The sequence below is a fragment of the Streptomyces sp. NPDC032721 genome (genome assembly GCF_055579625.1).
The window spans coordinates 290,910-314,242 of record NZ_JBVIMX010000009.1; the positions used below are offsets into that span (position 1 = coordinate 290,910).

Genomic DNA, 23,333 nt, shown 5'->3' on the forward strand with positions numbered 1-23,333 from the left:
TCCGCCACCCGTCACAGCTCCTCGGCCGCTTCCTCGGCCGCCTCCCCGAGCGCCTCCGCGAACGCCCGTGTCCTGGCCGTCTCGCGGCTTCGGTGCCACACCAGTCCCAGCTGTGACTCCGGCAGCCCGTCCACCGGTACGAAGGTGAGCGCGCGGTGCCGGTAGTACTCCGACGAGGGGCGGCACAGCAGCATCGCGCCACGGTCCGCCTGGACCTGGGCCAGGCCCTCCTGGAGCGTGTTGACCGTGGGGCCGGGTGGGATGGGGAGGCCGCCGGGTGTGGTGGCGGGGGCCTGGGCGTGGCGCCAGTACTCAGGGGCGTGGGTGCTGGTGGCGCCGATGAGGGAGCAGCGGGCCAGGTCCTCGGCGGTCAGGCGGGGGCGGCGGGCGAAGGGGTGGTGGGAGGGGAGCGCGAGGGTCTGGGGGCGGCGCGAGAAGACCCGGCCCACGACGAGTTCGGGCTCGTCGACCGGGAGCAGGACGGCTGCCGTGTCGACCTCGTGCCGGTGCAGCGCGCCGAACGGGTCGGAGAACGGGATCTCCACCAACTCCGTGACGGTGTCCGGGTGTTGGCGGCGAAAGAGGGTCAGCGCGCTCATGACGTGGTCGTTGGCCGTGCCCTGGAAGCCGATGCGCAGGGTGCCCGTGGTGCCCCGGGCTGCGGTGCGTACGTCGTCGAGTGCGGTGAGCAGTGCGTCGTACGCGGGCCGGGACGCCTCGTACAACTGGCTGCCGAGCGGGGTGAGGGCGGCCCGGCGGCTGGTGCGGTCCACCAGGCGCGCGCCGACCCGGCCCTCCAGCGAGCGGAGCAGCTGGCTGACGCGGCTCTGGGAGAGGTGGAGGCGCTCGGCGGTGCGCCCGAAGTGCAGTTCCTCGGCGAGCGCGAGGAACGCTTCCAGCTCGCGTGCTTCCAGGGCGGACATCGCTGACTCCCGTGTTTCTGCGGATTGCTTCTGTGGTCGGATTGATGAGCTCTGCTCATAGAAGGGTGAGGGGTTCGCCGTTGTTCCGGGGCGGTGCGGTGGGTTGGCTGGGGGGCATGAGAGATCTTGTGCAAGCCGGTGTGTCAGTGCGCGGTGTGGGGCGTCAACTTCCGGTGTGGCGCGGGTGGTTGGGGGTCGGCGCGCTGGCTGTCGGCACCTTCGCCGTGGTCACCTCCGAGATGCTGCCCGTCGGGCTGTTGACGCCGATGGGCGGTTCGCTGCGGGTGTCGGACGGGCTCGCCGGGTTCACCCTCACCGTCACCGGGCTCGTCGCGGCCCTCTCCTCGCCCCTGCTGACCTCCCTTCTCGGGCGGTTCGACCGGCGCGCCGTCCTGTGCGCACTGCTGGCCGTGCTCGTGGCCGGGAACCTCGCCGCCGCCTGGGCGCCCGACTACGGCGTCATGATCGCGGCACGCGTGCTGGTGGGCATCGGGATGGGCGGGGTGTGGGCGATAGCGGCGGGGCTCGCGGTACGGCTGGTGCCCGCGAGGTCCGTGCCTGCGGCGACCGCCCTCGTATTCAGCGGCATCGCCGTCGCCTCCGTACTGGGCGTACCCGCGGGCACGTACCTCGGTGAACTGGCGGGCTGGCGCACGGCGTTCCTCGCGGCGGCGGGCCTCGGGTTCGTTGTCCTCGTCGCGTTGGCTCTGCTCCTGCCCCGGCTCCCCGCGGAGCGGACGCTCGCGCTGGGCGGTGTGCTGCGGCTGGCCCGCACCGCGCGGGTGCGGACCGGGCTGTTCGTCGTCGCGTTCCTGGTGACCGGGCACTTCGCCGCGTACACCTATGTCCGCCCGGTGCTGGAATCCGTCTCCGGGGCGAGCCCGGGCACGATCGGCACGCTGCTCCTGGTGTACGGGGTGGCCGGTGTGGCCGGGAACTTCCTCGCCGGAGCGGGGGCCGCCCGCTCCCCGCGCCGTACGGTCCTGACGATCGGCGCGGCACTCGCCGGGACCGCCCTGCTCATGGTCCTGCTGCTGCCGGCCACGGGCGGGTCGCTGATCGTGGCGGGCGTGCTGATGGCGGTGTGGGGGCTGACGTACGGAGGTGTGTCGGTGAGCACCCAGAGCTGGCTGCTGGACGCCGCCCCCGAGGCGAGGGAGGCGGTGTCGGCGCTGTTCGTCGGCGTCTTCAACGGGGCCATCGCGCTGGGCGCTTCGGCGGGCGGACTGGTGGCGGACGGTGCCGGGGTCACGGCGGTGATGTGGCTGGCCGCGGCGCTCGCACTGGGCGCGGTGGCGACGGTGGCGCGGGGCGGCGCGTGGTGAGGTGGAGTGGCGTGGTGAGGTGGGGCGCCCGGTCAATCCTGGCGCCCCACCGGTTCACTCCACCGAAATCGCCTGCGCCGGACACATGACCGTGGCCTCGTGCACGGCCTCCACGTCCGGGTCCTCCTCCGGCAGCCGGGAGCGGAGCAGGAGGACCAGGCCCTCCTCGACGTCCTGGTCGAACACCTCGGGTGCGGTCAGGGCGCACATCCCGGCACCCACGCAGCGGCCCCGGTCGACCCGTATCTCCGTACTCATCGGATCAGGCCTCGTCCCAGGTCACCATGAGGCTCTCCACCCCGAAGATGGAGGCTCCGGTGCGCAGCGGAACCTCGTCGGGACGTACGGCCAGACGCAGGCTCGGGAAGCGCCTGACCAGGGCGGGGAGCGCCACCTGCATCTCGACGCGGGCCAGTTGCTGGCCCAGGCACTGGTGGATGCCGTGGCCGAAGCCCAGATGGCCGGTGGCCTTGCGGTGCAGGTCGAGGGAGTCCGGGTCCGGGAAGCGCAGCGGGTCGCGGTTGGCCGACTCCATGGACATGGTCACCGACTCACCGGCCTTGATGACCTTGCCGTCCAGCTCGACGTCCTCCAGTGCGGACTTGACGGTGGTGTGCGCGATGGTCAGATAGCGCATCAGCTCCTCCACGGCCTGCGGGGCCAGTTCCGGGTCCTCGCGCAGGGCGGCCAGCTGGTCCGGGTTGCTCAGCAGGGCGAACGTACCCAGGGAGAGCATGTTCGCGGTGGTTTCGAGGCCCGCGCCGAGCAGGAAGGCGCTGATGCCGGTGAGTTCCTCGTGGGTGAGGTCGGTGGTGGTGAGGTCGCTGAGCATGTCGTCGGTGGGGTTCGCACGCTTGGCGGTGACCAGGTCGCTCATGTACGCCTGGAGCGCGGCGAGCGCGTCGCCCATCGCCACCACGTCGGAGCCCTTGGTGATCATGATGGTCGCCCAGCGCTGGAACTTGTCCCGGTCCTCGCTCGGAACACCGAGCAGCTCGCAGATCATCAGCGCGGGGATCGGCTGCGCGAACGCCTCCAGCAGGTCCACCGGGCCGCCCTCGCGCTCCATCGCGTCCAGGTACTCGTCGGCGATCTGCTCGGCCCGCTCGGTCAGTTCACGCATCCGGCGGACCGTGAACCTGCTGATCAGCAGCTTCCGGTAGCGGGTGTGCTCGGGGGCGTCCATGCCGGTCATGTCGCCGACCGGCGCGGGCGGCAGCTGGCCGATGTCGGCGAAGGGGTAGTGGAGCAGTTCGTAGCGCGAGCTGAACCGGGGATCGGCGAATATCGACCGCACCGTGGAGTAACCGGTGGCCAGCCACCCCTCGTGCCCGTCCGGGTACCGCATCCGCACCAGCGGGTCCTGCTCGCGCAGCTCGCCGAGCCCGGCGGCCGGGGAGAAGGGGCAGCCGGCGTCGCGCCCGGTGGGGATGGTCACCGGCTCGGTCACCGGTTCGGCGGTCGGCGCGGTCTCCGGTTCGGTCGTCGATTCGTGTCGCATGTGTCCTCCAAGATCCAGAGCAAAAGGCATGGAGGGGCCCGGGCCGGTACGGCCTCACCCCGTAGTGCCAGTGTGGCATCACTATGGCGTCACCCCAAGACAGTCTGGCATTTCATGGTGCCAATATCGGTGCCAAGCTGGCTCCCGTCCGGTCTGAGTACGATGCCCCTTCGTGAGCAGGAGTAGTGAGGGGATGCCGCGCATGACCGACGGCACGGGCAGCACGGAGGGTTCGCGTCCGCGCGACCGCAGGCGGGGCCAGGGCGAGCTGGAGGCACAGGTGCTGTCCGTGCTCGGGGCCGCCACCGGACCGGTGACCGCGGCGTGGGTGCAGGAGCGCCTCGGCGGCGGTCTCGCGTACACCACCGTCATCACGATCCTCACCAGGCTCTACGACAAGGGCGCCGTCACCCGTACCCGCGCCGGGCGGTCCTTCGAGTGGACGCCCGTCGCGGACGGCGCCGGGCTGGTGGCCCTCCGGATGCGCAAGCTGCTCGACAAGCAGGACGACAGGGACGCCGTGCTGTCCAGCTTCGTATCGGCGCTCTCGCCGGAGGACGAGCGGCTGCTGCGGGCGCTGCTCGGTGAAGGTGAAGGGGACGCCGAAGCGGACGACAGCGGGTCCGAAGGTCCGGGGCGCTGAGCCGAAGTGGGTGTTTTCGTCTTTCTGCCGTTGATCCTGCCGCTCACCGCCCTGCCGATCGCCCGGCTCGCCGAGCAGCACCTGCACCCGCGTACCGCAGCCCGGCTGCTCACCGCCGTGGCCGTGATCCTCGCCGTGTGCAGCACCGTCTGCCTCTGTCTCCTGGTCGTGGTCGGCACCGCCCAACTGCCCGGCAACCCGCTGCCCGACAGCTGGTCGGACCCGGAGGTGCGGGCGGCGGTGCCCTACGACGAGATCGCGGGGAAGGTGTCGATCGGCGCGCTGGCGGCGGTGGTGTCGGCATGGACCGTCGCGCTGTACCGCGACCGCCGGTACCGGGCGCGGGCACACCGCGCGCTGGCGGGGCTGCGTACGGCCTCCGAGGTCGCGGTGCTCAGCGACGAGAGCCCGTACGCCTACGCGCTGCCGGGCCGGGGCGCCTCCCGGAGCGGACGCATCCTGGTGTCCACCGGGATGCTCGCCGCCCTCACCGACGACGAACGCCACGCCCTCCTCGCCCATGAACGCGCCCACCTCACCGGGCGCCACCACCGGCTGCTCCTCCTGGTACGGCTGGCGGCCTGCGCGAATCCGCTGCTGCGCCCGTTGCGCGGGGCGGTCGGGTACGGCACCGAGCGCTGGGCCGACGAGGAGGCCGCCCGCGCGACCGGCGACCGGCGCACCACGGCCCGTGCGGTGGGCAAGGCGGCACTGATGGCCGGCCGGGGAGGGAACGCCGGGCCCCCCGCCTTCACCGGGCTGGCGGCCTTCGCCGAGGCGGGCCCCGTGCCGCGCCGGGTGGCGGCACTGCTGGGCCCCGTACCACCGGCCGGAGGATGGCCGCCGGGCCTCACCTGGGCGGGGATCGCCGCGCTGGTGGCGGCGGCGGGCACGGCGGCCTCGACGCTCTCGGCGGTCAACGCGGCGGTGGGACTCTTCGTGGTCCTGCGGGGGGTCGGACTGGGCTGAGGGGGCGCGGGCCGGGCTGCGGGGGTGCGGCCGGGCTACGGGGGTGCGGGCCGGGCGGCCGGTCAGCGTCAGCGGCCCTGCTTGCCCCGGCGGTTCCCGCCCTGGCCGCCCTTGGCACTGCCCTTGGTGTGGTTGCGGGCCACGGCCTTGCCGCCCTTGGTACCGGTGCCCGAGCCCCGCGCGCCCCGGCCCGCCGACTTGCCCGCGGCGGGCTTGGCCTTGGCGGAGTCGCCGGACCTGCCCTTCTTCCCGGACTTCTGCGACTTCTGCGAGGTCTGCTGGGCCGCCGGCAGCGACGGACCCCGCGTGCTGTTCACCGTGCGGCCCCGGACGATCCCGATGAAGTGCTCCACCAGCTCCGGCGGCTCCCCGCTCTCGCTCAGCGGCCACGACAGCGCGATCCGCGACTCGGGAACCGGGACCTCGTCGGTGCCGGTCAGCGTCCGGTACGTGAGGTCCTTGCGGTGGTGGAGACGGGCCAGCGACTGCGGCACGACCAGCAGGCCGACGCCCGCAGCGACCAGTTCGATCGCGTCGGCGGTCGTCTCCGGGCGCTCGTTGGCGGGCAGGCCCGGCGGGTGCTGCTGCTCCCAGCCGAGGGTGTCGTCCAGCGGATGCAGTACGAGTTCCTCGGCGAGCTCCGTCACCGAGACCTCCTCGACGGACGTGATCGCGTGGTCCTTGGGGATCACGACGACCGTGGTCTCGGTGTAGAGGGGGATCGCGCTCAGCGTCGTACGGTCGTCGACCGGCAGGCGTACGAAACCGGCGTCGGCGCCGCCCTCCCGCAGCAGACCGAACGCCTCGGCGGGGGCCGCCGCGACCAGGGTCAGCGCCACGTCGGGCAGCCGCTCGTGCCAGATCCGCACCCACTTGGTGGGCGTCACGCCCGGGACGTACGCGAGCCGGAACGAAGGCTTCGACGATTCCGCCGCCGCTGTCGCCGTTGCTTCCGCTGATGCTGAGGAGGGTGCTTCCGAGCCTGTCACCCGGCCAGATTACCGGCCGTGGCCAGGGACGCCGCCCGGCGGTGTGGTCAGCGATGGCGCACATGCTCGATACCCTTGGACCATGACGTCGCACCAGAGCACCCAGACCATGAAGCCCGCCACCGCGGCGAAGAAGCTGGGTGTGTATCTCGAAGCCACCCCCGCAGAGTTCCAGGAGGGTGTCGTTTCGCGCGCCGAGCTGACCGCGCTCCAGGCCGAGCCGCCCCAGTGGCTCCAGGACCTGCGCGCCAACGGCCCGCACCCCCGCCCGGTCGTCGCGAACAAGCTCGGCGTCTCCATCTCCGGCCTCGCCCGTGGCGGCGTGACCGAGGCGCTCACCACCGAGCAGATCGACGCGATCAAGGACGAGAACCCGGAGTGGCTCCAGAAGGAGCGCGCCACCCAGTCCGAGGTCCGCAAGGAAACGGTGCGCCTCAAGGAGAAGAACGCGGAGAAGGACAGCAAGACCGGCTGACCTGGGTCCGAGGACGTACGAAGGGGCTGCCGAACCGCTCGGCAGCCCCTTCGCGTTCAGTCCGTGACTTCAGTACGTGACCGTGATCCGGCGCCGCACGCCGTCCACCCGTACCTCGCCGCCGTACGGGATCACCACCTGCGGATCGGTGTGACCGAAGTCCACGTCGAGGACGACGAGGGTCTTCGGGGCGTACGCGGCCAGGGCGCGCAGCACCGCCTCGCGCTGCTGCGACGCGTAGGCCGCGCTCTCCTCGGGGGAGTTGGGGCGGTCGAGGGACCAGGTCTTGGGGCGGGCCATCAGCAGGGCGGGGAAACGGGCGAGGATGCCGCGTTCGCCCATGGCGCGCAGGATGCGGAAGACCGCTTCGGCGGAGGGGAGTTCCTCGGACGTTTCGAGGAAGAGGACGCCGCCCTCGTACGCCGCCGGATCGCGCTCGATCTCGCGGTCGGCCATCAGCAGGTCGGACAGGATCTCCAGGTTCCCGCCCCAGGCGAGCCCTTCGACCACCTTCTCCGGACCGTGCCAGGTCCAGCCCGCGCCGGGGCGGGTCTCGGGTTCGGCGTCGAAGGTGGCGGGGTCGGCCCAGTCGCGGTCGATGTCGCGGAAGCGGTCGGCGGGCCGGAGTTCGTACGGGCCGTGGGTGAAGAGCGCCGCGCGCAGTGAGTCGGCGGTCAACGGGGCCAGGGCGCCGGGGCGGCCGAGCTCGACCATCACGCTGGCGCCGTGATAGCTGACCATGCCCAGGTTGCGGAGGGCCAGGAGGAGGTTGGTGTTGTCGCTGTAGCCGAAGAAGGGCTTCGGGTTCGCGCGGATCAACTCCCGGTCGAGGAGCGGCAGTACGGTGATCTGGTCGCTGCCGCCGATGCTCGCGATCACCGCCTTGACCGTCGGATCGGCGAACGCCGCGTGGATGTCGTCGGCCCGCTCCTGCGGCGTGGACTCCCACTTCCGCGTCGCCGGGTACTCGACCGGCTCCAGCCCGAACTCCTTCCGCAGCCGCTCCAGCCCGAGCTCGTACGGCAACGGGAGGATCCCGGCCAGCCCCGAGGAGGGCGAGAGGACGGCGACCCGGTCACCGGGGACGGGCTTGGGCGGGTGGAGCGGCGGAGTTGTCATGTGGCGAGGATAGGGGGGCGGGAGGAGCCGGGCGAGGGATATTCGCGCAGGTGGGAGTGGGTACTCCGCCGAACGCCGAACGCCGAACGCCGAACGCCGAACGTCAGAGGCGGAAGACCCGTCGCGCATTGCCGTGCAGGAACAACTCGCTCGCCTCGTCGTCGAGTTGGAGCTCCTCCAGGTGCTCCAGGGCCCGGGTCGGCGTGAGCATCGGATAGTTCGAGCCGAACATGACCTTGCGGCGGCCCCGGCCGCGCAGGTACTCCACCAGTTCGCTCGGGTAGCGGCGGACCGCGTACGCGCTCGTGTCGATGTACACATTGACGTGCTTGTCGGCGACGGCGATCATCTCGGTCGTCCACGGGTAGCCGATGTGCCCGCACACGATCGTCAACTCCGGGAAGTCCAGGGCGATCTGGTCGACGTACGGGATGGGGCGGCCGGTCTCCGAGGGGCGCAGCGGGCCGGTGTGGCCGACCTGGGTGCAGAACGGGATGCCGAGGTCGACGCAGGCCGCGTACAGCGGGTAGTACAGGCGGTCGGTGGGCGGCAGCTGCCACAGCCACGGCACCAGGCGCAGTGCGACGAAGCCGAGGTCGTCGACGGCCCGGCGCAGCTCGCGCACCGCCTGCACCGGGCGGGTCAGATCGGCGCCCGCGACCCCGCGCAGCCGCCCGTCGGACTGCGCGACGAACTCGGCCACCTCGTCGTTGCTGATCAGCGCGCCCTGGGGCCCGTACCAGGCGGAGGACAGTCCGATCTCGACGCCGGCGGCGTCCATCGCCTCGACCGTCGTCTTCACCGGCGGTGGTTCTGCCAGCAGGCCGAGCCCGGTCCAGCGGCGCAACGATTCGAGCATCTCGTGGTTCTGGTGGCGGACGGTGGGGTGCTGCATCCACGCATCTATGACCGGCAAGGGCTGCTCCCGTCTCGAATGTCGCGAACAACTCGAAACGCCCGCTGAGCGGTCGCTTATCAGGAGCCTAGTGGGCGCGTGCCGCCTTCAGCTACCTGCAGCCTGGGTGGCAGCGACATCAGCCGACCGCGAGCACCAGCGCCAACGACGCGACCGCGAGGGCGAAGTACGTCACCGGAAAGGCGATGTTGTGGAACACGCGCCGGTGGACGTGCGTGGCCACCGCGCCGGTGAAGAACAGGACCAGACCGATCGCGGCGGCCACCCCCAGCGGGCGGTACCCCAGCAGACCGACGAGGAGGCCGACGGCACCCGCCGCCTTGAGGGTGGCGAGCCAGGGGATCCAGGAGGCCGGGACGTGCACCTCGGACGAATTGGCCAGTACCCAGGGCGCCTTGGTGAAGTCGGTGGCGGCGACGGCGACGTTGGCCAGGATCGTGAGGATGGTGACGACGACGTACGCGGTGTGCACGGCGGCCTCCGTAGGGGAAGTGGGGGCGAGGAAGGTTCTCCTCACGAGCCTGGTGCGGAGTCCGCTTGGCGTCCAATACCTCCTTCTATAACCTGACGGCATGGTCGACGTGGACACCCGCCTGCTCCGCTGCTTCGTCGCGGTCGCCGAGGAGGGCAGCCTCACCCGGGCCGCCGGACGCCTGTACGTGTCCCAGCCCGCGCTGACCAAACAGGTCAAGCAACTCGAAGCATTGGTGGGGGAGTTGCTTTTCATCCGTTCCCGGTCCGGCATGGCGCTCACCGAAGCCGGACAGGCGCTCGCCGAGCGGGCGCCCGCGCTCCTCGGTGACTGGGACGCGGTGGTGCGCGAGCTGCGCGGTGCGGCCGGGCGGGCGGCGCGGGTGCTGCGGATCGGGTTCCTGGCGAGTGCCGCGAACGAGGCGACCGAGGGCATCGTCGCGGAGTTCCGGCGGCTGCGGCCGGGGTGGCGGACCGAGATGCGGCAGGCGCGCTGGTCCGACCCGACGGCCGGGCTCGCCGGCGGGGATGCCGATGTGGCGTTGCTGCGGATGCCGTTCCCGGGCCAGGAGGACCTGCGGGTACGGGAGTTGTTCGCCGAGCCGAGGTGGGTGGCGATGGCGGCCGGGCATCCGCTGGCCGCAGGCGGGGCGGACGAACCCCTCGCGTTCCGGGAGCTCTGGGACGAGCCCGTGGTGGCGGCACCGCCCGAGACGGGGGCGTGGCACGACCACTGGGTGGGTGCCGAGGAGCGGGACGGCAGGCCGGTCCGTATCGGAGCCGTCACCGACCAGCCCGACGAATGGCTCAGCGCGATCGCCAACGGCTACGGAATCGCCCTCGCCCCCGAGTCCGCCGCCCGCTACTACGCCAGGCCCGGCATCGTCTACCGCCCGCTCAGCGGGGTCGGCCCGTCAACGGTGGGCGTCGCGTGGTCCCCGGCGGACGACGACAACCCGGTCGTACGGGACTTCGTACGGTGCTGCGTGGCAGGGGTGGAAGGGGCGGAAGGGGTGGAGGCGTAGTCGTCGAGGCACAGGGCCCCGCGTCCGTCTCAGGCCACCACCCTCAGCGTGCGTGCCAGTGCCGCCGCCTCGCCTCGCGTGCTCACGTCCAGTTTGCTCAGGATGTTGGTGACGTGGAACTTCACCGTCGACTCGCTGATGTGCAGCGCCTCGGCGATGGCCCGGTTGCGCTGCCCCCTGGTCAGCGCGGCCAGCACCTCCAACTCCCGTGCCCCGAGCGCCGAGAGCGGATCGGTGGCCGGGACCTCGGGTGCACCCAGGGGCAGGGTCATCGTCACCGTGGTGCCCCAGCCGGGCACCGCGTCCACCGCCAGCCGGCCGCCGAGCGCGGCCAGCCGTTCGCCGACCCTGCGCACCGCGAACGCCTCGGGGGCGAGCGTGCCGGGGCCGTCGTCCCGTACCGTCGCCCGCAGTTCGGCCGTCGCCGCGTCCACCTGCCAGCCCACCTGCACCCGCCGCACCGGTTCCTGCTCCAGTACGGCGAGCAGCACCGCGCGCACCACCGCCCGCGCTGTCCGCGCCACGTCGGCGGGCAGTTGCCGGTCCTCCGAGGGCGGCGCCAGTTCGAGGCGGGCCGGGCCGTGCCGCAGCAGCGGGTGCAGTGACTCGGCGAGCCGGTCGAAGGCGCGGCGGGCACTCTCCTCGGTGAGGGCCTGGTCCCGTTCCGCGACCGCACGCAGTTCCACCAGGGAGTCCACCGCGAGACTGGTGGCACGCGCGCGTGCCGAAGCGTCGTCCAGGGTGCGGCTGCGCAGCACGCCCAGCAGCCCGGTCAGCGCGGCCGTGTGCGTCTCGCTCAACTCGGCGATGGCACGGGCGCGTTCACCCGCCACCGCCCGCGACTGGAGCATCAGCCCCGGCGGCGCCTCGGTCGCCACCCGGTCCAGATGGGCCGTCGTCAGGTCCCACAGTGCCTGTACGAGGTCGAGGGCCCCGGTAGCGAGGAGGGGCGCGGGGGCGGGCCGTACGAGGACGAGCAGGGTCGGGCGGGGGCCGCCGGTGACGGGGTGCTCGGCGGTGTGCCCGGTGGTCGCGCCCGCGGTGTGGCCCTTGGTGCTGCTGACGGCGAGCACCGGGTGCTCCGCGCCCGCGAACGTGGCGCTCCCCTGCCAGGGCAGGCCCGGCCGGACGGTGTCGACCAGGACGTCGAGCTCCCCGGCGGTGACGCGCGCGGCGAGGGCTTCCTCCCCGAACGCCTTGAAGGGCGAGTGCGCACAGTGCGCGGAGAGCGAGGCGGACGCGCGGTGCGGGACCAGGTCGCGCAGGACGCCGGACAGCCGCCGCTGGAGCTCGGGGAGCGGGCCCGCGAGGATCCCCGCGGCGAGGGAGAGGGCATCGGTGGCCGGGCCGAGGACGTGCGGCTCCGGGACGGCGGCGAAACGGCGGGTCTCCTGCATGGAGCCAGCGTACGTACAGGTGGCGGCCGGACGCCCCCGTCCCTTCGGACAGGCGGAACTGTCCGAAGGGACGGCCGGGCCTGCGGCGGCGGCGGGCCAGGCTGAGGGGGACCCGCCGAGTGGCGGGACAGAGTCGTGGGACTGCGAGGAATGGAATGCCCATGGAAGCGATCATTTTCGAGGAGTTCGGCGGGCCCGAGGTGCTGAAGCCGGCCACCGTGCCCGAGGTGCACGCCGGGCCGGGGCAGGTGCGCCTCAAGGTGGCGGCGATCGGTGTGAACCCGGTCGACGGCAAGATCCGGGCCGGTCTGCTTCAGGAGAACTTCCCGATCGAGTTCCCGTTCGTGCCCGGGCTTGATGTGGCGGGCGTTGTCGACGAGATCGGCGAGGGCGTCACCGGGTTCGCGGTCGGCGACGAGGTGCTGGGCTGGGCGGACACCGGCGCGTACGCCGAGTACACCCTCTCCACCACCTTCGTGCACAAGCCCGCCGGACTGTCGTGGGAGCAGGCTGCCTCGCTGCCCATCGCGGGCGAGACCGCCCAGCGCGTACTGGACGAACTGGGGCTCGCGGCCGGGGAGACACTGCTGATCAACGGGGCGGCGGGGGCGGTCGGCTCGTTCGCCGTACAGCTCGCGGTGGCACTCGGCGCGACGGTCGTCGGCACCGCGTCGGCCGCCAACCACGCGTATCTGAAGGAACTCGGCGCGACCCCGGTCACGTACGGCGAAGGACTCGTGGGGCGGGTCCGCGAGGTGGCTCCGCAGGGCATCGACGCGGTCTTCGACGTCGCGGGACAGGGCGCGCTGCCGGACTCGATCGAGCTGCGCGGCGGCACCACCGACCGCGTCATCACCGTCGGGGACTTCCACGCGGCGGAGCACGGGGTGCCCTTCTCCCACGACCACAAGGAGGACCGGCGGCCGGACCTGGCCGAACAGGCGCGTCTGGTGGCGGAGGGAGCGCTGACCCTGCGGGTGTCGGAGGTGCTGCCGCTGGCGCGGGCGGTGAAGGCGCACGAGATCAGCGACGGGGGGCACGCGCCCGGGAAGGTGGTGTTGCGTCCCTGAGCGCACACTCGCCTCGGCCCGGGGACCGCACCTTCGGGCCGATCTGTGACTCAGGTCACGTCCGCCCGTGTCACATCCTCGCCGGCCGGTCCGTCAAAGGGTTGTCACCACATGACAGTCGCAGCCACATGACAACGGCGGAGGAGCCCACCATGGAAGCCCGGATGAACCTCTTCGGAAACGCGATCGCCGGCAAGCTCGTCAAGCACTTCAACGCGGCCGGGAAGGTCCTGTCGGAGTCGGGCCTGCCGATGACCACGCAGGAACTGGTGAAGATCCGAGCCAGCCAGATCAACGGCTGCGGCATGTGCCTCGACATGCACACCAAGGACGCGACGCACGCAGGGGAGACCCCGGTGCGGCTCAACCTGATCGCCGCCTGGCGCGAGGCCACCGTCTTCACGGACGCCGAGCGGGCCGCGCTGGAACTGACCGAGCAGGGCACCCGTATCGCCGACGCGGCGGGCGGCGTCACGGACGAGGTGTGGGCGAACGCGGCCAAGCACTTCGACGAGGACCAGCTCGCCGCCCTGGTGGGTCTGATCGCCCTGATCAACGCCTACAACCGGGTGAACGTCATCAACCAGCAGCCGGCGGGCGACTACCAGCCCGGCCAGTTCGGCTGATCCCGCGCGAGGCCCTCGACCGGTACGGCCGCCACCCCGGACTGCTCAGAAGTAGCTGGGGTGGCGGAGCCCCGTCCGCCCCCGGAACGCCCACCAGCTCCACGCCTGGTACGCGAGGATCACCGGCACCACCACGATCCCGAACGCGGACAGGATCTTCAACGTCACCCCGTCCGTGACCGCGTGCTGGAGCGTCAACCCGGCGCCCGCCGAGCTGATCAGGACGTACGGGTAGTGGCCCGCCCCCACCAGCAGCACCGGCAGCGCGGACGCGACGGCAGTGACCGTGAACCCCGCCCGCCGGTGCCCGCGCACCAGGCACCACCAGCCGGCCCCCAGTGCCACCGCGAACACCCCGGCCAGCACCGCCGACACCCCGCGATTCGTCATCGAGGCACCCGCCCCGAAGAGCGTCAGCAGCAGCGGGAGGGCGGCTGCGGCACCCGTCGCGCGAAGCAGCTGTGCACCCAACTTCCGTGCTCTGCTTGCCAGTTCGGGTTCCGCGCGCAGGGCCACGAAGGCCGCCCCGTGCGCCGCGAAGAGCAGCACGGAGGTCATCCCACAGGCCAGTACGAACGGTGTGAACACCTCCCCGAACCCGATGTGGAAGCTCCCGTCGGCCCGGCGCGGCACCCCGTGCAGCAGCAGGCCCAGCACCAGGCCCCAGCACAGGGCGGGCAGCAGCCCGCCGAACACGATCAGCGCGTCCCACCACCGGCGCCCCCGCACGCCGTGGGTCCGGCCGCGCAGCTGGATCGCGGCGTTGCCCAGCACCAGGCCCACCAGAATCGCCACGATCAGCGGATACAGACCGGACAGGAAGGCGCCCTCCAGGTGCGGGAACGCCCCGAACAGGACGCCCGTGAACGCCACCAGCCAGACCTCGTTGCCCAGGAAGAAGGGCGCCATGGCGTCGAGGGCCGCGTTCCGGGAGGACGGGGAGGTCGGGGAGGACGGGGGAGGCGGGCCGTCGTTCCGCGCGCGTAGGAAGGGGTGCAGCATCTGTACGCCGTAGTCGTAGCCGCCGAGTACGAAGTACCCGGCGAGAAGCAGGCCGAGGAGGGCCAGCCAGAGGGTCTCCAGACTCATCTCGCTCTACTTTCAGTCGAATGGGGGCCGGGGGGTGGGCGGTGTCAGTAGGTCGCGATCGGCTGCTTGTCGCGCGGGTCGGCCCCGGGTGCGTCGTCGCCCTCCGGCGGTTCCGGCGCCCCCAGTTGCACGGCGTCCGGGCCTCGGCGGGCGAAGCGCGTGAGGAGCGTCCAGTTCGTCACCGCCAGGCCGACGAAGATGGCGATGAACGCGGCGCAGGACACCGCCAGCGACAGCCGGCTCACCTGGGAGAGCGCGTCCTCGACCTTCAACTCCCCGTAAATCAGCCAGGGTTGGCGCCCGACCTCCCGGAAGACCCAGCCGCCGATCGAGGCGATGAACGGGAACGGGACCATCGCCACCATCAGCCACACCAGCGGACGCCACCGCACCAGCCAGTCCTTCCAGAGCAGGAGCGCGGCGAGGAGGGTGATCGTGGACACCGTGTTGCCGATGATCGTCATCGAGTCCAGCGAGATCCGCAGCCAGGACTCCGGGGGCACGTAGTTGCCCGGCCCGTACTGCTGGACCAGCTGCGCCTGCACCTCCGCGACGTCCCGGCCCTCGGCGATCGCCATCTTCATCGGCTGGAACTCTTCGATCAGCGGGAACTGCATGTCGCCGACGACGACCACGAAGAACGAGGCGACCGCCGCCACCCACACCCCCAGCCGCAGCGAACCCCGGAACAGCTCGGTGTCCTTGGTGCGCCCGAGGAAGTGCCAGGCGCTGATCCCGGCGACGAAGACGCCGCCCGTGGTCAGCGCGGCGAGGGTGATGTGGGCGAGCGCGAGGAGGGCGTTGGGGTTGGTGAGCATCGCCGCGAAGTCGGTCAAGTAGGCGACGCCGTCGCGGACTTCGTAGCCGACGGGGTGCTGCATGAAACCGTTGGCGACCGTGATCCAGTACGCGGAGGCGGACGCGGTCAGGGCGACCAGCCAGATGAGCGTGACGTGCACGCCCTGGCGCAGCCGGCCCCAGCCGAAGATCCACATTCCGAGGAAGGTGGATTCCGCGAAGAAGGCGATGAGGGTTTCCAGGGCCAGCGGGGCACCGAAGACATTGCCCGCGAACTTGCTCAGCCCGCTCCAGCTCAGCCCGAACTGGAACTCCATGACCAGGCCGGTGACGATGCCGACCGCGTAGTTGATGAGGTACAGCTGACCCCAGAAGCGGGTCCGCCGCTCCCGTAGGGCTCTCTTGGCGGGATCACGGGCGAACGCGGCCCGGGTGTGCATGATCGCCACCAGCGGGACGAGGCCCATGGTGAGGATCACGAACAGCCAGTGGATACCGGTCGTGGCCGCGAACTGGAGTCGGGCCAGATCCGCAGCACTCATGGGACGGCCTTTCTGGGGGACGGGAGGGACGGGAGAACGGGAGGAACCGGAGAACGGGAGGGACTGGGGGACTGAAGGGACTGGGAATCGAAAGAGGAGGAAATCGGAGTGGGGTCGTCGCTTCGCGTGTACGGATGGCCGGTGTCGCGTCCCGTCCGTCCGTGCGGTGACCTCGTGGAAAACCGTAGGGAGAATTGCTTATGCGTTCCAAGACCGGTTCTGCCATGTGACGATGACCCGGAAGGCATGAGTAGAGGTGGAGGGCGGGTATGGACCTGTTGCAGCTGCGCTATTTCCAGGTCGTGGCCCGGTACGAGCACATCAGCCGGGCCGCCGAGGAACTGCGCGTCGCCCAGCCGTCGGTCAGCCGCACCATCGCCCGCCTGGAGTCCGAACTCGGCTCCCAGCTCTTCGACCGGCAGGGCCGCCGCATCCGGCTCAACCAGTACGGCGAGATGTTCCTGCGCCATGTCGACCGCGCCCTGAGCGAACTCGACGACGGCCGCCGGGCCCTGCGCGACGCCCGCGACTCCGGGCTCGGACAGGTCAGCGTCGCCTCCGAGACCCTCCTGACGATCACCCACGCCCTCGGCAGCTTCCGGGCCGCCCACCCCCGCGCCGAAGTCCGCCTCTTCCAGTCCAACGCGGCCGAGATGGAGCGCCAACTCCGGGCAGGAGAGGTCGACTTCTGCGTCGCCTCGCAGCCACTGGCCGGTCCCGACCTCGATTCGATCGAGCTCGCCCGTGAGGAGGTGCTGCTCGCGGTGCCGCGCGGGCACTGGCTGGACGGAAGGGAGAGCGTCACGATCCGCGAGATCGCCGACGAGCCGTTCGTCTCGACCCGTACCGGACACTGGCAACGCACCCTGCTCGACCGGCTGTTCGCGGCCGAGGGGCTGCCGTTCCGGCTGTCCTGCGAGGGAAACGAACCGGCCGCCATCCAGGACATGATCAGTGCGGGGCTCGGCATCGGCCTGATCCCCGCGATGTCCCGCAGGGCCGGCACTACGTACTTCGTCCCCGTCGGCTGGGTGCGGGTGGCGGCGCCGGGCTGCCACCGGGTGCTCACCCTGGTGTGGAACCGGGACAGCTACCTCTCCGAAGCCGCGCTGAAATTCCGCGAGTTCGTCGCCGCGATCCCCTTCATGACCCACCGCCTCCCCGATCCGCGCGGCCCCCGCCCCCACGTACCGTCCGAACGGCCCGACGGCACGGACCGGCACTGAGCCGTCCTGGCGGCGCCGGGAATTCCTCTGGTACGCTCCACCGCGCTGCCGCACCCCCGGCCAAGGACCGTCGCGTGTCCTCATGAACGGCGGGCCGGTGAAGGCGAGTTGGCAGGGGTGTCGCGTCCCCCACCAACTGCCGGGCGGCACCCTCCTCATCTTCTTCTCCTCGGAGTCCGCTCCGATTTCCGGCAGGAGTTCCGGCATGCCCAAAATCACGTACATCGCCCTCGACGGCACCGAGAGCACGGCCGAGGTCCCCCTCGGTACGAGCGTCATGCGCGGCGCCGTCCTCAACGACATCGACGGCATCGTCGCCCAGTGCGGCGGCAACGCCCAGTGCGCCACCTGCCACGTCTACGTGGACGAGTCGACCCTCGACAAGCTGCCCCCGGCCGATGCCAGGCCGGGCCCCGCCGAGGACTACATGCTCGACTTCACCGTGGCCGAACGCCGTCCGTCCAGCCGCCTGAGCTGCCAGCTCAAGGTCGCCGAACCCATGGACGGCCTCATCGTCCACCTCCCGGAGCGGCAGAACTGATGCCCGCACCTCACCCTCACCCCCACCCCCACCCCCACCTCCATCCCCACCCCGACTCCGTCGTCATCGTCGGCGCCGGACAGGGAGGCCACCAGACGGCGGCCTCCCTGCGCGAACGCGGCTACCGGGGCCGCGTCACCCTGATCAGCGCCGAGGACACCCTCCCGTACGAGCGCCCGCCGCTGTCCAAGGCGTACCTCAAGGGCGAGGCCGACGAGGCACAGCTGTGGCTGCGGCCGGTGACGTACTACGGGCGCAAGGCGATCGACCTGGTCGGCGGCACCGTGACGGCCATCGACCGCACCACCCGCACGGTCCGCCTCGCCGACGGCTCCCAGTACGACTACGGCCATCTCGTCCTGGCCACCGGCGCCCGGCCGCGCACCCTCGACGTGCCGGGTGCGGGCCTGCGCGGTGTGCACACCCTGCGCACCGCCCAGGACGCCGCCGCACTGCGGGCCACCCTCGCCGGGGCGCGGCGTGCGGTGGTGGTGGGGGCCGGGTTCATCGGGCTTGAATTCGCCGCCGTGGCACGGGGGTTGGGGTGTGAGGTGACCGTCGTCGAGGCGGCGGAGCGTGCGCTCGTACGAGCCGTGTCGGCGCGCACCGCCGAGCACTTCGTCCGGCTGCACCGCGAGGCGGGCACCCGGCTGCTGTTCGGCCGGGGTGTCGCGGCCGTGCACGGCAATGGCCGAGGTGGCGTGAGTGCGGTGGAACTGGCCGACGGGAGCCGACTCCCCGCCGACCTGGTGCTGACCGGTGTCGGCGTCACCCCGCGCACGGAGCTGGCGGCGGCGGCCGGGCTGAAGGTCAGCGGTGGCATCGCCGTCGACGCCCGGCTGCTGACCGGCGACCCGCACATCTCGGCCATCGGGGACTGCGCGGCCTTCCCGCACCTGCGCTCCGGGAACCGGCTGCGGCTCGAATCGGTGCAGAACGCCGTCGGCCACGCCCGGCTGGTCGCCGAACGGCTGACCGGGGCGCCCCGTCCTTACGACGAAACGCCCTGGTTCTGGAGCGACCAGTTCTCGACGACGCTGCAGATCGCGGGACTCGACGAGGAACACGACTCCGAAGTCGTGGTGGGCGAAGACGGATCCGACTCCTTCTCGGTGCTCCTCTTCGGCGGCGCGACCCTGCTCGCAGTCGAGTCCGTCAACCGCCCGGCCGACCACCTGTCGGCCCGCCAACTCCTCAGTCTCAACACGGAGTTGACCCCGACCGACGCGATGAAGGAGGGCTTCTCCCTCAGGACGCACCTTGCCACGGCCCGAGCTGTCTGAGCCGGCGAGGCGCGGGGGTCGGGGCGGCGGGCGGCGGTACCGGCCGCGCCGCGGCCCGGCTGTCCGGAGGCCGGCTGACCGGGTCGGGCGTCGATCGGTCGGGTCAGCCGTCGATGTCGAGGGCCGTTCCGTACAGCCGGTTCACCTTCAGGCGGATCACCACCCGCTCCTCGGCGACCTGCTGGGCCAGGAACGCGTCCGCTTCCGCGCCCTGCGGGCGTGCGGCCTGCGGGAGCATTGCGAGCAGTTCCTGCCCGACCGCGTCACCCGGGGCGGCCGTGGCTTCGGACACCTCGGCCTCTCCCTCGGCGACGGCGAACGACCACACGTTGCCGCCGGGGCCCCTCAGGTGCGGGGGGGGGGAGGGTGCGGTCCGTGGAACAGGGAACGCATGTTCCCCGCGACACCGGGCGTGCGGTACTCGTACGCTCGGCGTATGCAGCTTCGGTACACCTTCCGTGTGCACCCCGAGCCGGGCCAGCGCACCGCGCTGGGACGGGCGTTCGGGTGCGCCAGGGTGGTGTTTAACGACGCTGTCCGGGCCCGGCGGGCCGCGCACGCGGCGGGCGAGTTCTACCCGAGCGGGGCCGTGCTTTCGCAGCGGCTGATCACCCAGGCGAAGACCACCCCCGAGCGGGCCTGGCTCGGCGAGGTCTCTTCCGTCGTGCTCCAGCAAGCTTTGCGGGACGTGGAGACCGCGTACCGAAACTTCTTCGCCTCCCTCAACGGTGCCCGTAAGGGGCCGAAGGGGCGGGCACCGCGCTTCAAGTCCCGTAAGGATGCCAGGCAGGCGATCCGGTTCACCGCCAACGCCCGCTGGAGGATCACTCACCGGGGGCGGCTGGCACTGCCGAAGATCGGCGAGCTGAAGGTGACCTGGTCGAGGGTGCTGCCCGCAGTCCCGTCCAGTGTGACCGTGATCAAGGATGCGGCGGGCCGGTACTTCGCTTCCTTCGTCGTTAATACCGACCCGGACACCGACCACACTCGGTGGGAGGCCCCCGACCCCACCAGTGCGGTCGGGATCGACCTCGGGCTGACGCACTTCGCGGTGCTGTCGGATGGCACGAAGATCGCGTCGCCGAGGTTTCTGCGGCGGGCAGAGAAGAAGCTGAAGAGGGCCCAACGGAGCCTGTCCCGTAAGGAGAAGGGGTCGAAAAACCGGGCCAAGGCCCGTCTGAAAGTCGCCCGCGTCCACGCGAAGGTGGCCGACGCGCGCAAGGAGTTTCACCACCAGTTGTCCACGAAGCTGATTCGCGAGAACCAAGCGATCGCGGTGGAGGACCTGGCGGTGAACGGACTCGCGCGTACCCATCTGGCCAAGAGTGTCCACGACGCGGGCTGGGCCCAGTTCGTCACCATGCTCGAATACAAAGCGGCCCGGTACGGACGGGTCTTCGTCAAGATCGGCCGGTTCGAGCCGACCAGCCAGATCTGCTCCGCCTGCGGACACCGCGACGGACCCAAACCCCTCCACATCCGGGAATGGACCTGCCCCGCCTGCGGGGCGGTCCACGACCGTGACCATAACGCCTCGAAGAACGTCATCACGGCCGCCGGACTGGCGGTCACAGCCTGCGGAGCGCCGGTGAGACCCGAACCCGTTCGGGCACAGCGTCAAGAAACAGGAAGCCATGGAATCCCTGCCCACCGCCGTGCCACATAGCGGCACAGCCACAGGCGGGGACGGCCAGAATCCCTGGGCTTCAGCCTGAGGAGCGTGTCAACAGCACGACGACGACAACGACCAGGGCGCGAAGACCCCGAACCGCATCGTGCACTCCAAGAACCTCATGATCGACGGAATGTACGCGGGCGCCCGCGAGAAGCTGGTCTTCACCGGCAGCCACAACTGGAGCGGCCCGGCCCTGCGCGACAACGACGAGGCGATGGTCCGGATCAACAACGCCGCCGTCTTCCAGGCCTTCGTGACCAACTTCGACGACACCCGCGCGGCCGCCCTCCCGGGCACCGCCGACGACGTCTCCGTCTGCCGCTGAGAATTGGTGGAAAGTTTCTCGGGTTCGGGGTGAATGCCCTCCCGAAGGCAGGGCAGAAGCACCATCGACCCGAGCCTGGCAGGCACCCCCCCCGCTTGTCGGCACCCAGGATGCCCCACGGCCACCCCCCCCAGGCCGTGGGGCATCACCCTTCTCCCTGCTTCTCCCTGCTTCTCCTGCGTGAGCGAAGATGGGTACATGTTTTCGGGCGAAGGTGAGAAAAGGGGTGGACGGGGCGGGCGGACCGGCCGGACCGGCTGGTTCCGTGGCCGTCTGCGGCGGGTCCCGGTCGTGGCGATCGTGCTGGCCGCCACCGTCTCCGCCTGCCAGCAGCCGTCGCGGTCGCCCCAGCCGCCCCAGCCGCCCCAGCCGTCGAAGCCGCCCCGCCCCGTGCTCTCCGTCCGGTACGAAGCCCCCGCGAACGCCGCCGACCGGCGCGACGCCGGTTTCCTGCGCGCCGGGCGGACCGTCGAGGAGGCCGCCGCCGCGCTCGCCGGATTCGTACGCTGGGGAACGCGCGAGCCGGTGCCGCTCGTCGTCAAGTCCTGTGCGGGGGAGGGGCCTTCGTACGATCCCGGGGCCCGCCGCATCGAGGTCTGCTACGACGAGGTCTCGGAAACCCGCGAGCTCTTCCGGGAGTCCGGCCGCCGTCCCACCGACGACGATGCGGTGCGCTCCGTACTCCTCGAATCGCTGCACCACGAGTCCGCCCATGCCCTCATCGACGTGCTCGGGCTCGAAGTCCCCGGTGACGAGGAGGACGCCGCAGACCGTTTCGCCGCCCTGATGCTGCTGCGCAAGGGGGAGAGCGGCGAGCGGCAGCTGCTCGCGGCGGCCGAGACCTGGCAGGTGTCCTCCGAGGTGTACGAGGAGGCGGCGGACGACGAGCACGCCACCGACCGGGAGCGGGCCGCCGCGATGCGGTGCTACGTGTACGGGGCCGCCCCCGCCCGCCACCCGGAACTCACGGCGCCCCCGGCACGACTGCTCCCCGCCGCCCGGGCCGCCGGGTGCGGGGAGGAGTGGCGGGCGGCGCGCGACGGCTGGACCGCTGCGCTCAGGGGCTCAGGCGTCCTTGCCTAGCTCCGCCTTCGTGACGTTGCGGAGGAAGGGCGGGACCGTGGCGGCCACCGCCAGCGCGAAGACGAGGAACGCGGTCCGGGTGCCGAGCCACTCGGCGAGCACCCCGATCAGCGCCGCGCCCACCGGCATGCCGCCCCAGCTGAGCAGCCGGGCCGTGCTGCTGTAGCGGCCCATCAGGGCGTCCGGCACGATGTTCTGCGAGATGAGCCGGGCGTTGAGGGACCACAGGGTGCCGCCCATGTCGCCGAGGAACGCGGCCGTCGCGACCGCCCACACCTGCGCGGCGGCATCCGCGAGGCCCTGGGCCTGCACGCGGACAGCCCGGACCCGGCCCTGGAGCCGTCGCCCGAACTGCCCCCGGTCCGGCGGGCATTGGCGGAGATCTCCATCGCCTGGACCGAGATCGGCATCACCGGAGACATCGCCCGGCTCAAGCGCTGCGCGGAGCACAACTGCGCCTGGGTCTTCTGGGACACCTCGAAGAACCGCAGCCGCCGCTCGCGCTCGATGCGCGTCTGCGGCAACCGCACGAAGGCCCGTCGTTACGCGGCCAAGCGCGAGACGGGGTCCTCGTCCCCGACGCCGTGAATCCGGAGGAGGTCAGGTGACGCCGACGGCGCTGTGGCCGCCGTCCGCCATGCGCTGCCGGTAGGAGTCGCTGTCGATGACCTCGATGCCCGTGACCGCCCATGCGCCCAGGGCCGTGCGCTTGCGGTGGTCCAGCCAGAGCCGCAGCGCCGATTCGATGACCCCGGGCAGGTGGGCGGCGTTGGCCCAGTAGCGGAGCTCGGCGCGGGTGGCCCCGTAGCGGGCGTGCAGGAGGAAGGGTGCGTCCTGCGCCAGTTGCTCCAGGGCGTCGCGTACGAGGGCGAGGGCGACCGTGGGGCCGGAAACGTTGAGCGTGACGTGCCAGAAGGGCACCTGGTCCGGCTGGTCCGGGGCGTTGCGGGAGGGGTGGAGGGCGAGGACACGGGGTGCGGGTGTGGGTGCGACGGCGGGTGCGACGGCGGGCGGGTCCTCGGCCGGTCTCCCGCCCGGAGCCCCGTCCGGAGCCCCGGCCGGGTCTTCGGAGGCCGCGGTAGGTGGCTCCTTCGGTCCCTTCAGTCCCTCCCGGTCCCTCCGGCCGAGGGCGCGGACGGTCGGTGAGCCGGGGGACGGGCGGGCCAACAGGCGCTCGGTGCCGTCGAGTTCGTCACGCATGCTGCTGCTCACCCTGCCCCCCACCCGTTGCTCCGCGCCTTGGTGCGCCACCGGTGGAGGGCGGGCGGCGAGGAGTTCGACCACGTACCCCGAATACAACCAGCCGGGCGGCACCGAAATGC

General features: G+C 71.6%; 27 protein-coding genes. 14 read left to right on the forward strand and 13 right to left on the reverse strand.

The genetic code is table 11. The annotated features are described in order from the left end of the window. Nucleotides 1–11: 11 nt before the first annotated feature. A complete protein-coding gene (locus ACZ5PB_RS20885) occupies nucleotides 12–923 on the reverse strand; it encodes a LysR family transcriptional regulator (protein ID WP_468693140.1) in 912 nt (303 codons plus the stop codon). A 116-nt stretch (nucleotides 924–1,039) separates the two neighbouring features. On the opposite strand from ACZ5PB_RS20885, the gene ACZ5PB_RS20890 reads away from it, so the two are divergent. After that, complete coding sequence (locus ACZ5PB_RS20890; protein ID WP_468693142.1) at nucleotides 1,040–2,248, forward strand: MFS transporter; 1,209 nt, start codon at nucleotides 1,040–1,042, stop codon at nucleotides 2,246–2,248. Nucleotides 2,249–2,302: 54 nt separating this feature from the next. On the opposite strand, the gene ACZ5PB_RS20895 is transcribed toward ACZ5PB_RS20890, so the two are convergent. Together ACZ5PB_RS20895 and ACZ5PB_RS20900 are read right to left on the reverse strand one after the other, a co-directional pair. Beyond that, nucleotides 2,303–2,506: a ferredoxin gene (locus ACZ5PB_RS20895; RefSeq protein ID WP_468693144.1), complete on the reverse strand. Its 204-nt coding sequence runs from the start codon at nucleotides 2,504–2,506 to the stop codon at nucleotides 2,303–2,305. 4 nt (nucleotides 2,507–2,510) lie between these two features. Further along, on the reverse strand, nucleotides 2,511–3,749 hold the full coding sequence (locus ACZ5PB_RS20900) for a cytochrome P450 (RefSeq protein ID WP_468693146.1): 1,239 nt from the start codon (nucleotides 3,747–3,749) through the stop codon (nucleotides 2,511–2,513). A gap of 193 nt (nucleotides 3,750–3,942) precedes the next feature. On the opposite strand from ACZ5PB_RS20900, the gene ACZ5PB_RS20905 reads away from it, so the two are divergent. Next, nucleotides 3,943–4,392, forward strand: coding sequence for a BlaI/MecI/CopY family transcriptional regulator (locus ACZ5PB_RS20905; protein ID WP_468693267.1), 450 nt, complete (start codon nucleotides 3,943–3,945; stop codon nucleotides 4,390–4,392). A 6-nt stretch (nucleotides 4,393–4,398) separates the two neighbouring features. Continuing rightward, nucleotides 4,399–5,361 (forward strand): M56 family metallopeptidase, encoded by a 963-nt coding sequence (locus tag ACZ5PB_RS20910; RefSeq protein ID WP_468693149.1) that lies wholly within the window; start codon nucleotides 4,399–4,401, stop codon nucleotides 5,359–5,361. Nucleotides 5,362–5,429: 68 nt separating this feature from the next. Here the strand turns inward: ACZ5PB_RS20910 and ACZ5PB_RS20915 are convergent, their stop codons facing one another. Next, a complete protein-coding gene (locus ACZ5PB_RS20915; protein ID WP_468693152.1) occupies nucleotides 5,430–6,350 on the reverse strand; it encodes a LysR family substrate-binding domain-containing protein in 921 nt (306 codons plus the stop codon). A gap of 82 nt (nucleotides 6,351–6,432) precedes the next feature. Between ACZ5PB_RS20915 and ACZ5PB_RS20920 the strand changes: the two genes are divergently transcribed. Beyond that, nucleotides 6,433–6,825, forward strand: a complete 393-nt coding sequence (locus ACZ5PB_RS20920) for a DUF5997 family protein (RefSeq protein WP_468693153.1) — start codon at nucleotides 6,433–6,435, stop codon at nucleotides 6,823–6,825. Nucleotides 6,826–6,894: 69 nt separating this feature from the next. On the opposite strand, the gene ACZ5PB_RS20925 is transcribed toward ACZ5PB_RS20920, so the two are convergent. The 3 genes from ACZ5PB_RS20925 to ACZ5PB_RS20935 all read right to left on the reverse strand — a co-directional run bounded on the left by ACZ5PB_RS20925 (nucleotide 6,895) and on the right by ACZ5PB_RS20935 (nucleotide 9,332). After that, nucleotides 6,895–7,944: a S66 family peptidase gene (locus ACZ5PB_RS20925; RefSeq protein WP_468693155.1), complete on the reverse strand. Its 1,050-nt coding sequence runs from the start codon at nucleotides 7,942–7,944 to the stop codon at nucleotides 6,895–6,897. A 103-nt stretch (nucleotides 7,945–8,047) separates the two neighbouring features. Next, nucleotides 8,048–8,839, reverse strand: coding sequence for an amidohydrolase family protein (locus ACZ5PB_RS20930; RefSeq protein ID WP_468693156.1), 792 nt, complete (start codon nucleotides 8,837–8,839; stop codon nucleotides 8,048–8,050). 139 nt (nucleotides 8,840–8,978) lie between these two features. Beyond that, on the reverse strand, nucleotides 8,979–9,332 hold the full coding sequence (locus tag ACZ5PB_RS20935; RefSeq protein ID WP_468693159.1) for a DoxX family protein: 354 nt from the start codon (nucleotides 9,330–9,332) through the stop codon (nucleotides 8,979–8,981). Between the two features lie 100 nt (nucleotides 9,333–9,432). Between ACZ5PB_RS20935 and ACZ5PB_RS20940 the strand changes: the two genes are divergently transcribed. Continuing rightward, nucleotides 9,433–10,356, forward strand: coding sequence for a LysR family transcriptional regulator (locus ACZ5PB_RS20940; protein ID WP_468693160.1), 924 nt, complete (start codon nucleotides 9,433–9,435; stop codon nucleotides 10,354–10,356). A gap of 29 nt (nucleotides 10,357–10,385) precedes the next feature. Here the strand turns inward: ACZ5PB_RS20940 and ACZ5PB_RS20945 are convergent, their stop codons facing one another. Further along, nucleotides 10,386–11,753 (reverse strand): LuxR C-terminal-related transcriptional regulator, encoded by a 1,368-nt coding sequence (locus ACZ5PB_RS20945; protein ID WP_468693162.1) that lies wholly within the window; start codon nucleotides 11,751–11,753, stop codon nucleotides 10,386–10,388. Between the two features lie 161 nt (nucleotides 11,754–11,914). On the opposite strand from ACZ5PB_RS20945, the gene ACZ5PB_RS20950 reads away from it, so the two are divergent. Then, nucleotides 11,915–12,823 carry an NADP-dependent oxidoreductase gene (locus tag ACZ5PB_RS20950; protein ID WP_468693165.1) on the forward strand — a complete coding sequence of 303 codons (909 nt, stop codon included), beginning with the start codon at nucleotides 11,915–11,917 and terminating at the stop codon, nucleotides 12,821–12,823. Between the two features lie 152 nt (nucleotides 12,824–12,975). Beyond that, nucleotides 12,976–13,449 (forward strand): carboxymuconolactone decarboxylase family protein, encoded by a 474-nt coding sequence (locus ACZ5PB_RS20955; protein WP_468693167.1) that lies wholly within the window; start codon nucleotides 12,976–12,978, stop codon nucleotides 13,447–13,449. A gap of 45 nt (nucleotides 13,450–13,494) precedes the next feature. On the opposite strand, the gene cydB is transcribed toward ACZ5PB_RS20955, so the two are convergent. Both cydB and ACZ5PB_RS20965 read right to left on the reverse strand, forming a co-directional pair. Then, entirely contained in the window at nucleotides 13,495–14,538 is a 1,044-nt protein-coding gene (gene cydB, locus ACZ5PB_RS20960) for a cytochrome d ubiquinol oxidase subunit II (RefSeq protein WP_468693168.1), read from the reverse strand. 44 nt (nucleotides 14,539–14,582) lie between these two features. Then, a complete protein-coding gene (locus ACZ5PB_RS20965; protein WP_468693169.1) occupies nucleotides 14,583–15,878 on the reverse strand; it encodes a cytochrome ubiquinol oxidase subunit I in 1,296 nt (431 codons plus the stop codon). Between the two features lie 269 nt (nucleotides 15,879–16,147). Between ACZ5PB_RS20965 and ACZ5PB_RS20970 the strand changes: the two genes are divergently transcribed. The 3 genes from ACZ5PB_RS20970 to ACZ5PB_RS20980 all read left to right on the forward strand — a co-directional run bounded on the left by ACZ5PB_RS20970 (nucleotide 16,148) and on the right by ACZ5PB_RS20980 (nucleotide 18,928). Continuing rightward, nucleotides 16,148–17,104 carry a LysR family transcriptional regulator gene (locus ACZ5PB_RS20970; protein ID WP_468693171.1) on the forward strand — a complete coding sequence of 319 codons (957 nt, stop codon included), beginning with the start codon at nucleotides 16,148–16,150 and terminating at the stop codon, nucleotides 17,102–17,104. Between the two features lie 205 nt (nucleotides 17,105–17,309). After that, nucleotides 17,310–17,645 carry a 2Fe-2S iron-sulfur cluster-binding protein gene (locus ACZ5PB_RS20975; RefSeq protein WP_468693173.1) on the forward strand — a complete coding sequence of 112 codons (336 nt, stop codon included), beginning with the start codon at nucleotides 17,310–17,312 and terminating at the stop codon, nucleotides 17,643–17,645. Then, entirely contained in the window at nucleotides 17,645–18,928 is a 1,284-nt protein-coding gene (locus ACZ5PB_RS20980; RefSeq protein ID WP_468693174.1) for an NAD(P)/FAD-dependent oxidoreductase, read from the forward strand. The genes ACZ5PB_RS20975 and ACZ5PB_RS20980 overlap by 1 nt, the downstream gene beginning before the upstream one ends. Before the next feature lie 103 nt (nucleotides 18,929–19,031). Here ACZ5PB_RS20980 and ACZ5PB_RS20985 read toward each other — a convergent pair whose 3' ends face one another. Beyond that, complete coding sequence (locus ACZ5PB_RS20985; RefSeq protein ID WP_468693175.1) at nucleotides 19,032–19,487, reverse strand: PPOX class F420-dependent oxidoreductase; 456 nt, start codon at nucleotides 19,485–19,487, stop codon at nucleotides 19,032–19,034. On the opposite strand from ACZ5PB_RS20985, the gene ACZ5PB_RS20990 reads away from it, so the two are divergent. The 3 genes from ACZ5PB_RS20990 (at nucleotide 19,389) to ACZ5PB_RS21000 (ending at nucleotide 22,011) form a co-directional block, all read left to right on the forward strand. Beyond that, a complete protein-coding gene (locus tag ACZ5PB_RS20990; RefSeq protein ID WP_468693177.1) occupies nucleotides 19,389–20,594 on the forward strand; it encodes an RNA-guided endonuclease InsQ/TnpB family protein in 1,206 nt (401 codons plus the stop codon). The two genes, ACZ5PB_RS20985 and ACZ5PB_RS20990, sit on opposite strands and share 99 nt — an antisense overlap. A gap of 109 nt (nucleotides 20,595–20,703) precedes the next feature. Then, nucleotides 20,704–20,928: a phospholipase D-like domain-containing protein gene (locus tag ACZ5PB_RS20995; protein ID WP_468693178.1), complete on the forward strand. Its 225-nt coding sequence runs from the start codon at nucleotides 20,704–20,706 to the stop codon at nucleotides 20,926–20,928. Between the two features lie 291 nt (nucleotides 20,929–21,219). Further along, nucleotides 21,220–22,011, forward strand: a complete 792-nt coding sequence (locus ACZ5PB_RS21000) for a DUF4344 domain-containing metallopeptidase (RefSeq protein ID WP_468693180.1) — start codon at nucleotides 21,220–21,222, stop codon at nucleotides 22,009–22,011. On the opposite strand, the gene ACZ5PB_RS21005 is transcribed toward ACZ5PB_RS21000, so the two are convergent. Next, complete coding sequence (locus tag ACZ5PB_RS21005; protein ID WP_468693181.1) at nucleotides 21,994–22,323, reverse strand: hypothetical protein; 330 nt, start codon at nucleotides 22,321–22,323, stop codon at nucleotides 21,994–21,996. The genes ACZ5PB_RS21000 and ACZ5PB_RS21005 overlap by 18 nt on opposite strands. A gap of 60 nt (nucleotides 22,324–22,383) precedes the next feature. On the opposite strand from ACZ5PB_RS21005, the gene ACZ5PB_RS21010 reads away from it, so the two are divergent. Then, complete coding sequence (locus ACZ5PB_RS21010; protein WP_468693182.1) at nucleotides 22,384–22,599, forward strand: CGNR zinc finger domain-containing protein; 216 nt, start codon at nucleotides 22,384–22,386, stop codon at nucleotides 22,597–22,599. 12 nt (nucleotides 22,600–22,611) lie between these two features. On the opposite strand, the gene ACZ5PB_RS21015 is transcribed toward ACZ5PB_RS21010, so the two are convergent. Further along, on the reverse strand, nucleotides 22,612–23,211 hold the full coding sequence (locus ACZ5PB_RS21015) for a hypothetical protein (RefSeq protein ID WP_468693184.1): 600 nt from the start codon (nucleotides 23,209–23,211) through the stop codon (nucleotides 22,612–22,614). Nucleotides 23,212–23,333: the final 122 nt, after the last annotated feature.

Bases quoted from the DNA above. Each gene is read 5' to 3' on its own strand.
- ACZ5PB_RS20945 (WP_468693162.1), bottom strand. From the start codon at position 11,753: ATGCAGGAGACCCGCCGTTTCGCCGCCGTCCCGGAGCCGCACGTCCTC.
- ACZ5PB_RS21015 (WP_468693184.1), bottom strand. From the start codon at position 23,211: ATGCGTGACGAACTCGACGGCACCGAGCGCCTGTTGGCCCGCCCGTCC.
- ACZ5PB_RS20980 (WP_468693174.1), top strand. From the start codon at position 17,645: ATGCCCGCACCTCACCCTCACCCCCACCCCCACCCCCACCTCCATCCC.
- ACZ5PB_RS20905 (WP_468693267.1), top strand. From the start codon at position 3,943: ATGCCGCGCATGACCGACGGCACGGGCAGCACGGAGGGTTCGCGTCCG.
- ACZ5PB_RS20925 (WP_468693155.1), bottom strand. From the start codon at position 7,944: ATGACAACTCCGCCGCTCCACCCGCCCAAGCCCGTCCCCGGTGACCGG.
- cydB (WP_468693168.1), bottom strand. From the start codon at position 14,538: ATGAGTCTGGAGACCCTCTGGCTGGCCCTCCTCGGCCTGCTTCTCGCC.
- ACZ5PB_RS20930 (WP_468693156.1), bottom strand. From the start codon at position 8,839: ATGCAGCACCCCACCGTCCGCCACCAGAACCACGAGATGCTCGAATCG.
- ACZ5PB_RS20950 (WP_468693165.1), top strand. From the start codon at position 11,915: ATGGAAGCGATCATTTTCGAGGAGTTCGGCGGGCCCGAGGTGCTGAAG.
- ACZ5PB_RS20955 (WP_468693167.1), top strand. From the start codon at position 12,976: ATGGAAGCCCGGATGAACCTCTTCGGAAACGCGATCGCCGGCAAGCTC.
- ACZ5PB_RS20890 (WP_468693142.1), top strand. From the start codon at position 1,040: ATGAGAGATCTTGTGCAAGCCGGTGTGTCAGTGCGCGGTGTGGGGCGT.
- ACZ5PB_RS20970 (WP_468693171.1), top strand. From the start codon at position 16,148: ATGGACCTGTTGCAGCTGCGCTATTTCCAGGTCGTGGCCCGGTACGAG.
- ACZ5PB_RS20940 (WP_468693160.1), top strand. From the start codon at position 9,433: ATGGTCGACGTGGACACCCGCCTGCTCCGCTGCTTCGTCGCGGTCGCC.
- ACZ5PB_RS20920 (WP_468693153.1), top strand. From the start codon at position 6,433: ATGACGTCGCACCAGAGCACCCAGACCATGAAGCCCGCCACCGCGGCG.
- ACZ5PB_RS20975 (WP_468693173.1), top strand. From the start codon at position 17,310: ATGCCCAAAATCACGTACATCGCCCTCGACGGCACCGAGAGCACGGCC.
- ACZ5PB_RS20900 (WP_468693146.1), bottom strand. From the start codon at position 3,749: ATGCGACACGAATCGACGACCGAACCGGAGACCGCGCCGACCGCCGAA.
- ACZ5PB_RS20965 (WP_468693169.1), bottom strand. From the start codon at position 15,878: ATGAGTGCTGCGGATCTGGCCCGACTCCAGTTCGCGGCCACGACCGGT.
- ACZ5PB_RS20885 (WP_468693140.1), bottom strand. From the start codon at position 923: ATGTCCGCCCTGGAAGCACGCGAGCTGGAAGCGTTCCTCGCGCTCGCC.
- ACZ5PB_RS20895 (WP_468693144.1), bottom strand. From the start codon at position 2,506: ATGAGTACGGAGATACGGGTCGACCGGGGCCGCTGCGTGGGTGCCGGG.